Source organism: Nocardia sp. NPDC004573 (assembly GCF_053602135.1).
The window spans coordinates 1-15,654 of the sequence record NZ_JBSGDA010000028.1 but is presented as its reverse complement, the minus strand read 5'-3'; the positions used below and the strand labels follow the sequence as shown (position 1 = coordinate 15,654).

Below are 15,654 nucleotides of genomic sequence, written 5' to 3'. Positions count from 1 at the left end.
TTCCCCCGGGACCGTCCGCCGGTCGGAGCCGCGCGTCGGCCGACGCCTTGATAGGCAAACAACTGGAGCATCGACCCGAACGAAACGGCCCGGAACCTGGTGGTTCCGGGCCGCTTCGCTAGTAGCGGGGACAGGATTTGAACCTGCGACCTCTGGGTTATGAGCCCAGCGAGCTACCGAGCTGCTCCACCCCGCGTCGGTGAACACAACATTACACACGCGTTCGCGCAGACTGCAAATCGCCTGCTCAGGCGCGGTTTCGAGAAGGTGAACAGGCCACCGAACGCCGAACACGAGCCAGCGCCGACTTCTCGGAAACACTCAACCACCACAAGCGCATTCCTACGCCGCGGCCGCAAGATTTGCCACCGTTCAACCACTTCAAACGTGATCTACTTCACTATATCGCAGTGATCTCACCCACATAACGATGCGATAACGCACTGGTGCCCGAGCGTGTTGATGGCGTTTCCCACCTGGAAAAACGGGGATATTCGGGTTATTCGCTTCATGCAATTCCGGCGTTATCCAGATGTGATCTGCTGAGATTTCTTCGTTACCGTCACTCCACGGCCCGGATCATCCGAGACGGGCTCGAACTCGAACCGCCGAACACCGGTGACCCTGTCCCGCGGTTCGAGGATCCCCGACGACCTGGGGACAGGGACACGGCAGTGATTCGTCGCCGTGCCGGCGGGCGCAGGGAGGGAAACGACCATGACTGAGAACCGGAAGATCAGCACCCGCGCCCTCGGCTTCGCCGCCATCACCGGCGCACTTGTTGCCGTCCCGTTCGCATTCTCCACCGCTTCCGCCTCCGCGGCGACCCACGACTGGGACGGCGTCGCGCAGTGCGAGAGCGGTGGCAACTGGGGGATCAACACCGGAAACGGCTACTACGGCGGCCTGCAGTTCTCGCAGAGCACCTGGGCGGCCAACGGCGGCAAGGGCTCGGCCCACACCGCGAGCAAGGAAGAGCAGATCCGCGTGGCGGAGAACGTGCTCGCCACCCAGGGCCCCGGCGCCTGGCCGTCCTGCGGCAAGTACCTGCGCGCGGGCACCTCCTCGCCCGAGCCGCTCGTCGAGGCGGAGGAGCTCCCCGCCGTGCCCGAACCCGCCCAGCCCGCCGTGAGCGCCGCGCAGTCGGTGATCGAGCAGGCCGAGTCCGCCGCGTCCGAGCTCGCCGAGCAGTACGGCGTGCAGGACCAGCTCCAGCAGATCCTCAGCCGCAACAGCGCGCTGATCGACTCGCTCGGTCGCTGACGTCTCCCGCGTCACGAACCCGAAGAACGCCGCCATCGTCACGATGGCGGCGTTCTTCGTCCGAGTGCCTCTCCGACCGGCGTCGCCGGTCAGCGACCCGCGTCCTGATACGCCTTGACGGCGGCTTCCAGCTCGTCCAGCGCCCGGCCGAAGTCCTGGAAGTTCCCGCTGCGCATGGCGTTTCGCACGTTCTCGATCTTGCGATCGAGCTCGGCCGCCGCGGCGTCCTTGGCCGAGGACGATCCCGGCGCGGGCGGCGGCACCGACGCGGTCGGCGGGGTCGCTGCGGCGCCGGTCCCGTTGTTGCCGTCGGCGGGCGCCGGAGCGGTCCCCGGCTTCGGCCTGGTCCCCGAGTCACCGCCGAACGGCGTCGCCAACGTGCCCGCGCCCGGGATGACCTGGTTCAGCGCGTCGGTCAAGGTCGAGGCGTAGCCCACCTTGACATTCCCCGCCTCGTCCCGATAGCTCACCAGCACCCGCAGCAGCTGCGGGAAAGTCGCCGTGTTCGGCCCGGTGTTGCGCTCGTTGTAGAACGGTTCCACATAGAGAATGCCACCGTCGGCGACCGGCAAGGTCAGCAAATTGCCATATTTGATCTTGTTCGAATTCGACAGCAACGTTTTCTCGCGGGACACCTCCGGCGACGTCGTCATCCGGTTCTGCGTCTGCTGCGGACCCAATGTCTGTGTGTCCGTGGGCAACCGGAGAATCGTGAATTTGCCGTATCCGTCCGGGTCGGAACGCACCGAGATATAGGCGGCGAGATAAGGCCGGTTGTAGCCGGTCATCGCGCTGGTCAGATTGAACGTCGGCTTGTTCGTTTTCGGGTCGCCGAGCAGCACGTAATACGGCGGCTGGTTGGCGGTGGTGCCGCCCTCGGTGGTCGGATCCGCGGGCACCGACCAGAAGGCGTTGTTGGTGAAGAACTCCCGGGGATCGTCCACGTGATACTTCGACAACATCTCGCGCTGCACCTTGAACAGATCCTCGGGGTAGCGGAAGTGCGCCCGCAGTTCCGGCGAGATCTCGCTCTCCGGCTTCACCGCGCCCGGGAACACCCCGCGCCAGGCCTTCAGCACCGGGTCCGACGAGTCCACCTCGTAGAGCGTGACGCTGCCGTCATAGGCGTCGACCGTCGCTTTCACCGAGTTACGGATGTAGCTGACCTCCTTGCGCGGCAGCAACCGCCCGGTCTTCTTGTCGATGCTGTCCTCCAGCGCCCCCTCCAGCGAGGTGGTCTGCGCGTACGGGTAATTGTCCAGCGTGGTGTAGGCGTCCACGATCCAGACGATCCGTCCGCCGACGACCGCGGGATAGGCGTTCCCGTCGGTGGTCAGCCAGGGCGCGACCTTCTGCACCCGTTCGCGCGGACTGCGGTTGAAGATGATCTTCGAGTCCTCGCCGATGGCGGAGGAGAACAGGATGTTGCGCTCGGCGTACTTGGCCGCGAAGGCGAGGCGGTTGAACCAGTTGCCGATCGGCACGCCGCCCTCACCGGTGTAGGTGTACTGCGCGACGTCCGAGTCGTACTCGCGCGGACGCTGGCCGTCCGTCGCGCCGACGATCGCGTAGTCCGGGTTGGCCTGCGAGATCAGCTCCCCGAAGTACACCCGCGGCTGGTCCACCTTGATCCGCTGCTTGTCCGCGGGCGTGAACAGATCGCTCACCATGAAGATCGGGTAGCCGCCGTCGCCGCTGCCGCCCGCGGCGTTGGGATCGTCCGACGGCGGCTTGTTCACCCGGTTGGCGGGGGCGGCGACGAAGCCGTTGCCGTGGGTGTACACGGTGTGCCGGTTGATCCAGTCGGTCTGGTTGCCGCTCAGCGCAGCGGGCGAGAGCTCCCGGGCGGCGACGATGTAGTCCTGCACGTCGCCGTCGAGGTTGTAACGGTCGATGTCCAGCGACTCCGGGAAGCCGTAGAAGTTCTTCAGCTGGCGCAGCTGCGTGAAGGTGGGCGAGAGAATGTTCGGGTCGAGCAGCCTGGCGTTGCCGATGGTCGCGGCGTCCACCGGGACCTCGAGCGGGCTCTTGCTGCTCTCGCCCTTGTAGTCCTTGTAGTCGATTCGGTCGTTGGTGATGCCGAACGCCTGCCTGGTGGCGGCGATGTTGCGTTCGATGTACTCGCTCTCCTTGTCCGCGGCGTTGGGACGCACGGAGAACTGTTCGACCACCAGCGGCCACACCGCGCCGACCAGGATCGAGGACAGCACCAGCAGCGCGGCGGCCATCGCGGGCACGCGCAGATCGCGCAGCACGATGCCGGCGAAGAAGGCCAGCGCGCAGATCACCGCGATGGACAGCAGGATGAGCTTGGCGGGCAGCACCGCGTTGATGTCGGTGAACGAACCGCCGGTGAAGGTGGGTTCCTTGCGGCTGCTGGAGAGCAGTTCGTATCGGTCGAACCAGTACGCGATCGCCTTGAGCAGCACGAAGGTTCCGGCCAGCAGCGCCAGCTGGATCCGCGCGGCCCGGGTGAGCGTGCCCTCGCGGCCGGTCAGGCGCAGTCCGCCGAAGACGTAGTGGGTGACCAGGCTGGCGAAGAACGCGATGACCACCGCGACGAACAGCCAGTTCAGCACCATGCGGTAGAAGGGCAGGTCGAAGGCGTAGAACCCGACGTCGAGGCCGAACTCCGGGTCCTTCTCACCGAACGTTCCGCCGTTGAGGAACAGCTGCACCGTCACCCAGTTCGACTGCGCCACCAGACCCGACAGCAGGCCGAGCAGCACCGGGATGCCGACGCCGAACAGCCGCAGCCTGCTCATCACCGTGGTGCGGTAGCGCGCGATGGGATCGTTCGGGCCCGCCACCGGTACGAACACCGGCCTGGAGCGGTAGGCCAGCAGCAACGCCAGCCAGACCACCAGCCCGACGAAGGCCGCCACGACCAGGAACAACAGCACCCGGGTGCGCAACACCGTGAGGTACACGTTGCGGAAGCCGACCTCGCCGAACCATAGCCAATTCGTGTAGGCGTCCGTCAGCCGCGGCCCGAGCAGCAGCAACGCCGCGAGGACGATGGCCGCCACCAGCAGCACACGGCTGCGTCGGGACAGCGAAGGTAAGCCGGTGGGGGGCCGCATGCCCACGATGCCACTCTCCAAGGTCCGGCGACGCTCGCACCGATACGCCCGGCCGATGCGCCGCAGTCCGATGTTGCGGGTGGTCCTTCCGGACCGTCCCGGCCCACTCTACGGAAATCGGACACCATGCAGCTGGCAGGGTTGCGCTTGCCGCGCCGGGGAACCGATCGTCCGGGTTTCCGGCAGCTCCGGTCGGCGGTTTGATTGGATGTTCGCGTGACCCCAGACCTGCACGCCGAACTCGTCCTTGCCCGATCCGTCCGGGAGGTGGCGGAATTCGTCGACGCCGAGGGGTGGGGCCGTCCCCCGCAGATGTTCGCCCTGGTGCCGACCGCGGATCTGGTCGCGGCGCAGCCGGAACTGGAGGACCAGCTCGACGAGGGCGACGAGCTGACGCCGGTCGCCCAGGAGGCTTTCCCGGACGACATCACCGGCGGCTCGATCGCCTTGGACGAATTCCTGGCCACCACCAGCTGGCCGCCCGCGGTCCGGGGTTGCGTGCTGGTGCAGGAGATCGTGGTGCTGCCGCCGGACGCCGAATCGACACTCGACGACGCGCTCGCCCCGCTGCTGGCCGACCATGACGCGGCCGACGCGGCCGCGCGCGCCGCCGCCGAAGCGCATCCGGAGCGCCGGGAGGCCCGGTTGTTCGCCGCGGTGCTGCGCGACGGCGCGTCGCTGTGCCTGCTGCAACTGCGCCCTGAGGACGACGCCGACGATTTCGGCGATCTCGACCTGCGCACCTACCCCAACCTGGCGCCGAATCTGGTGGAGGCGCTGCGCCATACGCTCGAGTAGGCGCTCCCCGGTTCCTTCCGGCGCGGGTCACCGAGCTCGCTGCGCCGCATCACCCGCAGCTGACCGGCTCCTTGCCCGCGCTGATCTCGTTGAGCGACTGCACCGCGCCGGTGAGGTTCTCGACGCGCACCAGCCGCAGGCCGTCCGGGGTCCGCTGCTTGGCTTCGTTGCAGTTGGCGGCGGGGACCAGGAAGGTCTCCGCGCCGGCCTCCCGCGCGGCCATCATCTTGTACTGGATGCCGCCGATCGGGCCGACCTTGCCGTCCTGATCGATGGTCCCGGTGCCCGCCACGAATTTGCCGCTGTCCAGCTCGCCGGGGGTCAGTTTGTCGATCACGGCCAGGCTGAACATCAGGCCCGCCGAGGGGCCGCCGATGTCGGCCAGGTTGAAGGCCACCCGCAGCGGCGGGCGGGCGCCCTCGCCCGGTGTCACGCCGAGGTAGCCCTTGGCCGGGTCGTCGGGACGGGCGCCGAGGACGATCGTCGCGGTCTGATCGGCGTTGTCGCGCCGGTACACCACGGTCACCGTGCTACCGGGCGCCTGGCCCCCGACTGCGGTGACGACGTCCTTGGGCGTCGCCACCGGCGCGCCGTTGATGCTGACCAGTTCGTCACCGGCACGCAGCGCCTCACGGGCGGGCCCGTCGTCGGCCACCTTGCGCAGCAGCACGACCGTGGGCAAGTTCAGATAGTGCAGGGCGGCGACCTCGGCGTTGCCTTCGGAATCCTTGAAGTCCTCCTGGTTGGACTTGTCGATCTCCTCGCGGGACACGCCCGGCGGGTAGACCTCCGAGCGCGGCACCAAGCCGTGCTTGCCGCTGGCCCAGAAGCCGAATGCTTCGAAGATGCTCAGGCCGTCCCGCACCGACACCGTGGTCATGTTGAGATGGCCCGTGGTCGGATCGACCTCGGTGCCCCGGACGTCGACGACTTCCTTGCCGTCCACTTGGCCGAGGGTGTTGAAGGTGGGCCCGGGACCGAGTGCGACGAACGGCACAGTCAGCACACTGCCGGCGACACCGAGCACGAGCACCGGGATCAGAGCGGCGACCAGGGTGAGGATCCGACGATTCACCCGGACCACAGTAATGACAACCGGCGGCGCGAGGCGCCGGAGGCGGTCATTTCACCCGGGCGCGCCGCCGCCGGTTTCGCGCCGCGCGAACACGGGGACGCTGTGCTACGCGCGTAACGTAAAGGGCATGAACGACCTCCCCTTCGGATTCTCGAACCGCGACGACGACGATCGCAAGCGCGGTGACGAGCCGAGCGGTCCCGGCCCGAACGATCCGTTCGGGTTCGGTATCGGTGGGTCCGGCGCGGGCGGATTCGACCCGGCGCAGCTCGGACAGATGCTGACCTCGCTCGGCCAGATGCTCAGCGGCATGGGTCAGCCGGGCTCCGCGCAGGCCGGGCCGGTGAACTACGACGTCGCCAAGCGGCTGGCCCGCCAGCAACTCGGCTCGGCCGTCGCCCCGGTGACTTCGGGCGCCGCGAGCGCCGTGGCCGACGCCGCGCACCTCGCCGAACTCTGGCTCGACAGTGCGACCACCCTCCCCGCGGGCGCGGGCAAGACCGTGGCGTGGACCGCGAACGACTGGATCGAGCAGACGCTGTCCACCTGGCAGCGCCTGTGCGACCCGGTCGCCGAGCAGATCTCGGGGATGTGGAGCGCGGCGCTGCCGGAGGAGGCCAGGCAGTTCGCCGCGCCGATGGTCGGCATGCTGGGCCAGATGGGCGGTCTGGCGTTCGGTTCACAGCTCGGCCAGGCGCTCGGTCAGCTCGCCAAAGAGGTGCTGACCTCCACCGACATCGGCCTCCCGCTCGGGCCCACCGGCACCGCGGCGCTGCTGCCCGCGGCGATCTCGGAATTCAGTGCGGGGCTGGAACAGCCGGAGAGCGAGATCCTGGTGTTCCTCGCCGCGCGGGAAGCCGCCCACCAGCGCCTGTTCGCCCACGTGCCGTGGCTGCGCCAGCAGGTGCTCGGCGCGGTCGAGGACTACGCGCGCGGGATCCGGATGGACTTCTCCGCGATGGAGCAGGCCGCGCAGGGCATCGACCCGATGTCGCTGACCGATCCCGCGAAGCTCGAGGAGATCCTCGCGCAGGGCACCTTCGAGCCGCAGACCACACCCGAGCAGAAGCAGGCGCTGGAACGCCTGGAAACGCTGCTCGCGCTCATCGAGGGCTGGGTGCAGGTAGTGGTGGCCGACGCCGTCGGCGACCGGTTGCCCGGCGCGGGCGCGCTGGCCGAGACGCTGCGCAGGCGGCGGGCCACCGGCGGCCCCGCGGAGCAGACCTTTGCGACGCTGGTCGGCCTGGAATTGCGTCCACGCAAGCTGCGCGAGGCCGCCGCGTTGTGGCGCAGGCTCACCAGCGACGCGGGCATGACCGCGCGCGACCGGGTGTGGGCGCACCCCGACCTGTTGCCGGATTCCGACGATCTGGACTCGCCCGCGGGCTTCATCGACTCGGTGATCGGCGGCGGCGCGACCGTGTTCGACGATCCGCTCGCGCAACTCGCCGAGACCGAGGCGCGCGAGCGGGCCGCGCGCGAGCGCAAGGACGACGACGGCGGGCCCGACGTGGGGGAAGAGGGCGAGGCGTCGTCCTGATCCATCACTGTGGATGAAGCGAAACCCTGTGGATAACCAAGGGTTTCGGTACGAGCTGGCCCCTACGCGGTCCGCATACTGATGACATGACAACGATGTGTCGCGGTCCGCGATTGCGGCCGAGGGTGACCGTGCTGGTCCGCCCGAGCGGTGTCGTGCAGCTCGGGTGCGATCCGGAAACCGCGGTGGTGCTCGATCCGGAAGGGATGGACGCCGAGACCGTCGTCACGTTCCTGCGCCTGCTCGACGGTCTGCGCACCAAGCCGCAGATCATCTGGCGGGCCGGAGAATGCGGGATCGAGGCCGAACGCGCTGTGGCATTGCTCACGCTGGTCGACGAAGCCGGCCTGCTGGATCATCCGGAGGATCGGACCGCGCACGTGCGGGCGGTGCGGGTGCACGGGCTGGGTCCGCTGTCGGACGCGGTGTCGGCCGGGTTGCGCGCACTGGGCGTGCGGCCGAGCCGTTCTCGCGACTACCCCTCCGGCACGGCGGCGGTACGGTCCTGGGGAGCGGACCTCGTGGTGCTCGCCGACACACTGATGCCCGACCCACGGCTGGTGAGCGATCTGGTGCTGCACCGGATCCCGCACCTGCCATTGCGCATCCGAGACAACAAGGGCGTCATCGGGCCTTTGGTGCTCCCCGGCGTCACCAGCTGCCTGCGCTGCGCGGATCTGATCCGCGCGCAGAACGACGCCGAATGGCCGCACCTGGCGGCACAGCTGCTGGGCCGCGTCGGACACGCCTCCCCCGCCGGGATCGCTGCCACCACGGCGGTCGCTCTGAGCGAGTTGGAGGCGATCATCGACTGCTCGCCACGACGCGCTCCGGCCACGCTGGACGCCACGCTGGAACTGGATCTGGATTCCCACGTCCTCGATCGGCGCGGTTGGGACCGCCATCCCGCATGCGCGTGTGTGCACGTTTCCGCAGGGCACAGCCTCGGAAGCCGACCGTGATCAAGATTGCGATGGCCGATCGGCCGGTCCGTCCGCCATGATGGGTACGTGTCTGAGATCGTGCGCCGTCGCTCGTCCCGCAACGCCAAGTTGGCCAAGATTCCGCTCGGCATCGCCGGGCGGGCGGCCGTGGGGTTCGGCAAGAAGCTCGCCGGAGGCGACAAGTCCGAGATCAACGCGCAGCTCAATCAGAAGGCCGCCGAGCAGTTGTTCACGGTGCTGGGTGAGCTGAAGGGCGGCGCGATGAAGTTCGGGCAGGCACTCAGCGTGATGGAGGCCGCGGTACCGGAAGAGTTCGGCGAGCACTACCGGGAGGCACTCACCAAACTGCAGGCCGCCGCGCCGCCGATGCCGGCCGCCACCGTCCACCGGGTACTCGACCAGCAGCTCGGCACCCAGTGGCGTACCCGTTTCCGCGAGTTCGACGACAGCCCGGCCGCGTCGGCCAGCATCGGGCAGGTGCACCGGGCGGTGTGGTCGGACGGGCGCACCGTCGCGGTGAAGGTGCAGTACCCCGGCGCCGACGAGGCGCTGCGCGCGGACCTCAAGACCCTGTCCCGGATGTCCGGTCTGGTCGCGTCCGTGATCCCCGGGGCGGACGTCAAGCCGATCCTCGCCGAGATCACCGAACGCACCGAGGAAGAGCTGGACTACCGCAACGAAGCGGCCCATCAGCGCGCCTTTGCGAAGGGCTTCGACGGGCACGGCGAGATCGTGGTGCCGAAGGTGGTGGCCAGCGCGCCGAAGGTGATCGTCACCGAATGGCTGGACGGTGTCGCCGTCTCCTCGATCATCAAGCAGGGCGCGGAGGATCCGGCGGGCACCCGCGCGCTGCGCAACCGTGTCGCGGGACTGATGGGCCGGTTCCACTTCTCGTCCCCCGAGGTCGTCGGACTCCTGCACGCCGACCCACACCCGGGCAATTTCATGATGCTGCCCGACGGCAAACTGGCGGTGATCGATTTCGGCGCCTGCGCGCCGATGCCCGACGGCTTTCCCCCGGTGCTGGGCCGGATGCTGGCCCTCGCGGTCGAGGAGCGCTTCGCCGAACTCACCGAATTGCTGTACGACCACGGTTGGGTGATCCCCGGCCGGGTGGTCACCCACCAGGAGATCGCCGACTACCTGCGTCCGTTCACCGACCCGATCCGAACCGACTCGTTCCACTTCACCCGCAGGTGGATGCAGCGGGTGGCGGGCAAGGCTTCGGAGTTGTCCAGCCCGGAAATGAAAACCGCACGGGCCCTGCAACTTCCGGCCGAATACGTGATGATCTTCCGCGTGCTCGGCGGCTCCGTAGGCATCCTGGCGCAGCTCGACGCCGAGCTGCCGTTCATGCAACTCGTCCGCACCTGGATGCCCGGCTTCCGCGAGGAGCGCACGGCCTCCTGAGTTCCGTCATTCCCGGGGCAAATCGCTGCTCGAGTCACGGCGCAGGGTCCCTTTTGCTTGTTACTGCCGACGCTGCGAGATAGCCGCCCGGCCCGCGGCCCCGCCATGACGGATTCCTCGGAACCACGCAGAGCAGCCGCCCACCCGGCGACGGTGGGCGGCTGGTCTGCTTTCTCGTTCGTTGGCTCGGCCCGTGCCGGGACCGACCGAATCGAGCACATCGACCGGAGGGAGGGAAATCACTCCCCGGCTCATGCCGGGACCGCGACCTTGCGCGGACGACCACGGGGACGCTTGCGGGCGATCACGACACCCTGGTCGAAGATCTCCCCACCCCAAACACCCCATGGCTCACGACGATCCATGGCGGCGCTCAGGCAGCCCTTGCGGATCGGGCAGGTCGCGCACAGCGCCTTGGCCTGCTCCAACTGGACCGGGCTTTCGGCGAACCAGAGGTCCGGATCTCCAGCACGGCAGGGCAGGACCTTGGCAATCTCCTGGGTCCGAGTAGTCGACGCCACGGTTCGGCATGTCACGTCAGTAGTGGCCTGGGGCCAACCCTGTGCGGTGAACACGTCGTTCTCCTTCAGCTCGTTTGCAGCGGTTCGTTTGTTTGCGGCGAAACCGGTGCCGGTCGGCTGAAGGGCCGGAGAATACTGGCCACGGTTTCGCTGTCGTGCGATCCGTGGCCAGGAGGTCGGGGAGGAGTTCCCTACCTAGGTCGACATCTGTGTCGAGTCCTGTTCACGGTCGCTGGGTGTGCGGTGCGGAGGCGTGCTGCCCGCGGATCCGCCGGCTCGAAGCCGGCTTCATCCGCGAAGACATCGACTGCTGCCTCGGCAGCCGTCGGGTGCCAGCCCGCGCTGGGCTTGCCCTGAATGGGGGTACGGACAGAGGTGTGCATCGCAGCGGAATTCACTTGCGAGACGCATGTGCCGAACGCACCGATTCCGGACAGACCGATCCCCTGCAAGGCGAGGATCCCCCGGGAGGCCGCCATGGGCGCATAGACCGCAACGCCACTGGCGCCGAAGTTCATGATGTTGTCCACTGCTCTGCCTCCCTCCTGTACTCGTTGTGTGTCGGTAACTGTGCGCGCCGAGATGCCCTCCCGGTGCGTGGAATCCACCATAGGCAAGATCGTCGAGCGCGACAACCTATTTTCTACCTGCGGTTTTGTGATGTGGATCGAAGCCGGGACGCGACGATGGCCAGTACGTCGGCGCCGAACTGGTCGATCTTCTTCGCGCCGATGCCCGCGATCGCGGCCAAGGCGGCGTCGTCGGCGGGCAGTTGTTCGGCGATCGCGGTGAGCGTGGTGTCGGTGAACACCACGAATTCGCGGACCCGCAGCGCCTCCGCCTTCTCCGCACGCCAATCACGCAGTGCCGAGAGCAGTTCGGCGTCCAGCTCGGCCGGGCAGCGACGGCAGCGGCCGAGCATGGTCGCGTACGTGCCGATCAGCGGTTTCGCGCAGACGCGGCAGGTCGGGCGGACGCTGTTCGCGGCCTTCGGGGGGGCCGCGATTCGCGACGCGGGCGAATCGTCCGGGACGAGGCCGGTGAGGAACCGGGAGCGACGCCGGGTGCGCCTACCGCCTTCGTTCCTGGCCAGCGCCCAGGACAGCCGCAGATGTTCGCGCGCCCTGGTGACTCCTACGTAGAGCAGCCGCCGTTCCTCCTCCAGCGCCGCCGCGTCGGCGACCGAGCCGTCGTCGGCGAGGACGTGCGCGATCGGCATGGTGCCGTCGGAGAGGCCGACGAGGAATACCGCGTCCCACTCCAGGCCCTTGGCGGCGTGCAGCGAGGCCAGCGTGACCCCTTGCACGGTGGGTGGGTGCCTGGCCTCGGCGCGGGCAGCGAGCTCGCGCAGCAGTCCGGTCAGGTCGAGCCGGTCGTCGTGGCCGACCAGTTCTTCGGTCAGCCGCACCAGGGCCACCAGCGAGGCCCAGCGTTCGCGCGCCTGGGCGCCTGCGGGCTCGGTGGCGGTGAGACCGACCGGGGCGAGCACCGCGCGGACCAGGGTGACCAGGGCACTGCCGCTGCGCGACTGGTCGGGCAGATCATCGCGGGACGCGGCCTGCCGCAACGCCTGCACGGCCTGCCGCACTTCGGCACGCGCGAAGAACCCCTCGCCGCCGCGCACCTGGTAGGGGATGCCGCGTTCGGTGAGCGCCTGCTCGTAGCTCTCCGACTGCGCGTTGATCCGATAGAGCACGGCGATCTCGGCGGCCGGTGTGCCCGCTTGGATGAGCCGGCCGATCGCCTCCGCCACCGCCGCGGCCTCCGCGGGCACGTCGTCGTACTCGGCGAAAACCGGCTCCGGTCCATCGGCTCGCCGGCCGATCAATTGCAGCCTGGTACCCGCGATGCGCCCGCGCGCCGCTCCGATCACCCGGTTGGCCAGCGATACCACCTGCGGGGTCGAGCGATAGTCGCGTTCCAGGCGGACCACCGTGGCCTCGGGGAAGCGACGGGAGAAGTCGAGCAGGTAGCTCGGCGTGGCGCCGGCGAACGAATAGATGGTCTGGTTGGCGTCGCCGACGACGGTCAGGTCGTCGCGGTCGCCGAGCCACGCGTCGAGCACGCGCTGTTGCAGCGGCGTGACGTCCTGGTACTCGTCGACGACGAAGCTGCGATAGCGGCCGCGGAACTCGTCGGCCACGGCCGGGTAGTCCTCCAGGGCGGCCGCCGTATGCAGCAGCAGGTCGTCGAAATCCAGCAGCAACCCGTCCGGCGTCGCCTTGAGCTTCTCGTAACCCGCGTAGACATCGGCGACACGCAACGCCTCATAGGGCGTCTCGCGCCGCTGCTTCGCGACCGCCGCCACGTAATCCTCCGGCGCGATGAGCGAGCCCTTCGCCCATTCGATCTCGCTCAGCAGGTCGCGGACGCTGTCGGTGGCCGTGGACAGCCCGGCCCGGTGCGCCGCCTGCGCCACGATCGGGAACTTGGCATCGATCAGCCGCCACGGCACGTCACCGACGATCTGCGGCCAGAAATACTTGAGCTGCCGCAACGCCGCCGCGTGGAAGGTCCGTGCCTGCACCTGGGCCGCTTCGCCGCCGAAGCCCAAGGCCCGCAGCCGGGTGCGCAACTCCCCCGCCGCCCGCGCGGTGAACGTCACCGCGAGTACCTGGTCGGCCTTGACCTGCCCCTGGGCGATCAGATGCGCGATGCGATAAGTGATGGTCCTGGTCTTGCCGGTACCCGCGCCCGCGAGCACGCACACCGGACCACGCGGGGCGCGCACGGCGGCGGCCTGCTCGGGATCGAGGTCTGCGAGGTCGAGAGCGGGCACGCGATCCATCATGACAGCGCCCACCGACAGCGCCGAGGCCGCCTTCGCGATCTCGCGATCGGCTCGCCGCCGTATCGCCTCTACCTGCTCGACCTGCGGCGTAGGCCCTTGAAAGGGGGCAGGGACGGCGTCTTCCACCGGAATTATCACCGAGCCGAGCACGCGCTCGCCCGCCGCGCCATTGCTCGGCATGCGAGGTCGGTCGTGGGCGAGGGAGCACGAACGGTCGAAACTTCGCGGACGATTCAGCGGTCGCGCAGCAACCGCAGGGACCGCACGAAGGCACTCGTCCGGTCGTCGAGCGGCGCGAAGAACTCCGCGTCGCACGCCTCCACCGCGACGATGGCCCGGTTGACCAGCGCGACGCCGGTTTCGGTGGCGACCAGGGCCTTGGCCCGGCGATCGCTCGGATGGTCGCGGCGTTCGACCAAACCCTTCTGCGCCAGCGCGCGCAGCACCTGAGAGGTCATCATCGGGTCGGTGGCGGCGTAGTCGGCCAGGTCACGTTGCCGCACCGGATCCGCGCGGCCCGCCGCGAGATAGGTGAGCGAAGCCAGCAGTACGAATTGCACGTGGGTCAGGCCGAAAGGGGCGAGCGCCGCCCGCTGCGCGGCCTGCCAGCGATTGGTCACCTGCCACATCAACAGACCGGGGCTTTCCTCGGCCGTGTGGAACCTGGAGCGCAGCTTTCCGTCCCCCGCCTCGTGCATCGGCCTCCCTCACTCGTCCGTCATCGCCCGCGCGATCAGCACGTAGTCGTGCGGGCTGAGTTCTATCAGGCCACGGCGCAGGCTCATCCCCCAGTTCGGCGCGCTGGTGAATTCCAGGTCCTCGCGCAGCGCCTCGATCGGAGTCTCACGCGCCCCGGCTCGGTAGCTCACCGCACGCCGCCAGGGCTGGAAGCAGCCGCCGTCCTGCGGGGCGGCCTGCCAGGCCGGACGGTCATCGATGGTGCCGATCGCGGTGAAAGAGCGCACCGGAGATCCCGCGCGCATGCCCTCCCGTGGCGAGTAATAGACCAATCCGTCGCCGGGCCGCATGCGTTCCACCGCCGCACGCTTGCCATGGTTGGCCTGCGCGATGCCCAACTCGACACCGCGCCGGACATGCTCCCTGGACACGACCGCCAGCCAATATCTCGTGTTCGGTCCGGAACAACCGCCGGCGGCGGCCGGACGACCTCTCCGCTCCCGAGCCCCCGCCTCGGGGTGACCGGCCCTGCTCCGCCGCGCCTCGCCGACGCGGGAACCCGCACCGGTGACGGGGGTGTCCTTCCCTCGCCCGCCGTTCACGCCGCGACCCCCTCGGCGACGGCGACGAGCGCGTCGAGATCGGGTTGCACGGATCCGGCCAGGCCCGCGCCCAGGATCCTGGCCCACAGCCATCGCAGTGGTCCGTCGATCGAGACGGTCACCGTGATCGTGGTGCCGCCCTCGGCAACGGTGACCTCGTGAGCGAAGGTGAGCCGCGCGCCGAGCAAACGGGAGACGTCGACGAACTCGCGGTCGGTGAGACGGGTGACGACGAACCGGATGTTCGGACCGCCCTTCGGCCGCAACGTCCCGGTGGCGCCCTCGGCGAACGGCCCGTCCAGGCGCACCCACTCGGTATCGGTGTTCCATTCCGGCCAGGTGGCCATGTCCGCCCAGCGAGCGAAGAAGGCGCTCGGCGGCGCATCGGAGGTGGCGTGCGCGGTCGCGATGATCGTCATGCATTTAGTATGCGCGCATAGTAAATGCCGTGCAAGACCCTCCGAAAAGGTTCGAGTTGGAACAGTGAACGGCTCTCCGGCGTTGCAGTGTCCGTGACTGACGCGAACCCCACCCTGACGATGTACTCGACCACCTGGTGCGGCTACTGCCGCAGGCTCAAGAAGCAGCTGGACGAGGCGGGCATCACCTACGTCGAGATCGACATCGAGGACGACCCGGCGTCGGCCGAATTCGTCGGCAGCGTGAACGGGGGCAACCACGTCGTGCCCACCGTGAAGTTCGCCGACGGCTCCACCGCGACGAATCCGTCGCTGGCGACCGTCAAGCAGGTCCTCGCCGGACTGTCCTGATCAGCCGACGCGCGCGGGTCGCATCGCCCGCGCGCGGATGCGCTAGTGCCTCGTCAAGCAACCTTCGGTAGGTAATCAGGTTGCCGGATCTTGGAGTTGACGGCGAAGTCGCGTTTGGGTCGGGCGTGCTGGTTGTACCAGCGGATGTAGGCGCCGATCGCGGCGTCCTGTTCGTCATG

The 15,654-nt window shown here is 68.6% G+C and carries 13 protein-coding genes and 1 tRNA gene; 6 read left to right on the top strand and 8 right to left on the bottom strand.

Translation table 11 applies throughout. The features are described from left to right. Nucleotides 1–122: 122 nt before the first annotated feature. Nucleotides 123–196: transfer RNA gene (locus ACWEKR_RS30475), tRNA-Met, on the bottom strand. A 521-nt stretch (nucleotides 197–717) separates the two neighbouring features. Between ACWEKR_RS30475 and ACWEKR_RS30470 the strand changes: the two genes are divergently transcribed. Continuing rightward, on the top strand, nucleotides 718–1,263 hold the full coding sequence (locus ACWEKR_RS30470) for a transglycosylase family protein (protein WP_195086642.1): 546 nt from the start codon (nucleotides 718–720) through the stop codon (nucleotides 1,261–1,263). Nucleotides 1,264–1,352: 89 nt separating this feature from the next. Here the strand turns inward: ACWEKR_RS30470 and ACWEKR_RS30465 are convergent, their stop codons facing one another. Beyond that, nucleotides 1,353–4,352, bottom strand: a complete 3,000-nt coding sequence (locus ACWEKR_RS30465; RefSeq protein ID WP_452357385.1) for a UPF0182 family protein — start codon at nucleotides 4,350–4,352, stop codon at nucleotides 1,353–1,355. A gap of 210 nt (nucleotides 4,353–4,562) precedes the next feature. On the opposite strand from ACWEKR_RS30465, the gene ACWEKR_RS30460 reads away from it, so the two are divergent. Beyond that, the gene (locus tag ACWEKR_RS30460) at nucleotides 4,563–5,144 is read left to right on the top strand and encodes a PPA1309 family protein (RefSeq protein WP_195086646.1); all 582 of its coding nucleotides are present in this window, start codon (nucleotides 4,563–4,565) and stop codon (nucleotides 5,142–5,144) included. A 49-nt stretch (nucleotides 5,145–5,193) separates the two neighbouring features. On the opposite strand, the gene ACWEKR_RS30455 is transcribed toward ACWEKR_RS30460, so the two are convergent. Next, nucleotides 5,194–6,219, bottom strand: coding sequence for a YlbL family protein (locus tag ACWEKR_RS30455; protein ID WP_452357384.1), 1,026 nt, complete (start codon nucleotides 6,217–6,219; stop codon nucleotides 5,194–5,196). Nucleotides 6,220–6,346: 127 nt separating this feature from the next. Between ACWEKR_RS30455 and ACWEKR_RS30450 the strand changes: the two genes are divergently transcribed. The 3 genes from ACWEKR_RS30450 to ACWEKR_RS30440 all read left to right on the top strand — a co-directional run bounded on the left by ACWEKR_RS30450 (nucleotide 6,347) and on the right by ACWEKR_RS30440 (nucleotide 10,113). Beyond that, nucleotides 6,347–7,759: a zinc-dependent metalloprotease gene (locus ACWEKR_RS30450; RefSeq protein WP_452357383.1), complete on the top strand. Its 1,413-nt coding sequence runs from the start codon at nucleotides 6,347–6,349 to the stop codon at nucleotides 7,757–7,759. An 86-nt stretch (nucleotides 7,760–7,845) separates the two neighbouring features. Next, nucleotides 7,846–8,721 carry a hypothetical protein gene (locus ACWEKR_RS30445; RefSeq protein WP_452357382.1) on the top strand — a complete coding sequence of 292 codons (876 nt, stop codon included), beginning with the start codon at nucleotides 7,846–7,848 and terminating at the stop codon, nucleotides 8,719–8,721. A 48-nt stretch (nucleotides 8,722–8,769) separates the two neighbouring features. Further along, nucleotides 8,770–10,113, top strand: coding sequence for an ABC1 kinase family protein (locus ACWEKR_RS30440; protein WP_452357381.1), 1,344 nt, complete (start codon nucleotides 8,770–8,772; stop codon nucleotides 10,111–10,113). 251 nt (nucleotides 10,114–10,364) lie between these two features. Here ACWEKR_RS30440 and ACWEKR_RS30435 read toward each other — a convergent pair whose 3' ends face one another. From ACWEKR_RS30435 to ACWEKR_RS30415, 5 genes are all read right to left on the bottom strand, one after another. Beyond that, a complete protein-coding gene (locus ACWEKR_RS30435) occupies nucleotides 10,365–10,688 on the bottom strand; it encodes a WhiB family transcriptional regulator (protein ID WP_159848116.1) in 324 nt (107 codons plus the stop codon). Between the two features lie 589 nt (nucleotides 10,689–11,277). Beyond that, a complete protein-coding gene (locus ACWEKR_RS30430) occupies nucleotides 11,278–13,425 on the bottom strand; it encodes an ATP-dependent DNA helicase UvrD2 (RefSeq protein WP_452357460.1) in 2,148 nt (715 codons plus the stop codon). Nucleotides 13,426–13,658: 233 nt separating this feature from the next. After that, nucleotides 13,659–14,123 (bottom strand): MarR family winged helix-turn-helix transcriptional regulator, encoded by a 465-nt coding sequence (locus ACWEKR_RS30425; protein ID WP_452357380.1) that lies wholly within the window; start codon nucleotides 14,121–14,123, stop codon nucleotides 13,659–13,661. Between the two features lie 9 nt (nucleotides 14,124–14,132). Next, on the bottom strand, nucleotides 14,133–14,543 hold the full coding sequence (locus tag ACWEKR_RS30420; protein WP_452357459.1) for an EVE domain-containing protein: 411 nt from the start codon (nucleotides 14,541–14,543) through the stop codon (nucleotides 14,133–14,135). A 158-nt stretch (nucleotides 14,544–14,701) separates the two neighbouring features. Further along, entirely contained in the window at nucleotides 14,702–15,124 is a 423-nt protein-coding gene (locus ACWEKR_RS30415; protein WP_452357379.1) for an SRPBCC family protein, read from the bottom strand. Between the two features lie 120 nt (nucleotides 15,125–15,244). On the opposite strand from ACWEKR_RS30415, the gene ACWEKR_RS30410 reads away from it, so the two are divergent. Further along, on the top strand, nucleotides 15,245–15,475 hold the full coding sequence (locus ACWEKR_RS30410; RefSeq protein ID WP_157115098.1) for a mycoredoxin: 231 nt from the start codon (nucleotides 15,245–15,247) through the stop codon (nucleotides 15,473–15,475). Nucleotides 15,476–15,654 lie beyond the last annotated feature (179 nt).

Coding starts and splice junctions, on each gene's coding strand:
- ACWEKR_RS30470 (WP_195086642.1), top strand. CDS start 718: ATGACTGAGAACCGGAAGATCAGCACCCGCGCCCTCGGCTTCGCCGCC.
- ACWEKR_RS30450 (WP_452357383.1), top strand. CDS start 6,347: ATGAACGACCTCCCCTTCGGATTCTCGAACCGCGACGACGACGATCGC.
- ACWEKR_RS30410 (WP_157115098.1), top strand. CDS start 15,245: ATGTACTCGACCACCTGGTGCGGCTACTGCCGCAGGCTCAAGAAGCAG.
- ACWEKR_RS30445 (WP_452357382.1), top strand. CDS start 7,846: ATGACAACGATGTGTCGCGGTCCGCGATTGCGGCCGAGGGTGACCGTG.
- ACWEKR_RS30425 (WP_452357380.1), bottom strand. CDS start 14,123: ATGCACGAGGCGGGGGACGGAAAGCTGCGCTCCAGGTTCCACACGGCC.
- ACWEKR_RS30415 (WP_452357379.1), bottom strand. CDS start 15,124: ATGACGATCATCGCGACCGCGCACGCCACCTCCGATGCGCCGCCGAGC.
- ACWEKR_RS30430 (WP_452357460.1), bottom strand. CDS start 13,425: ATGATGGATCGCGTGCCCGCTCTCGACCTCGCAGACCTCGATCCCGAG.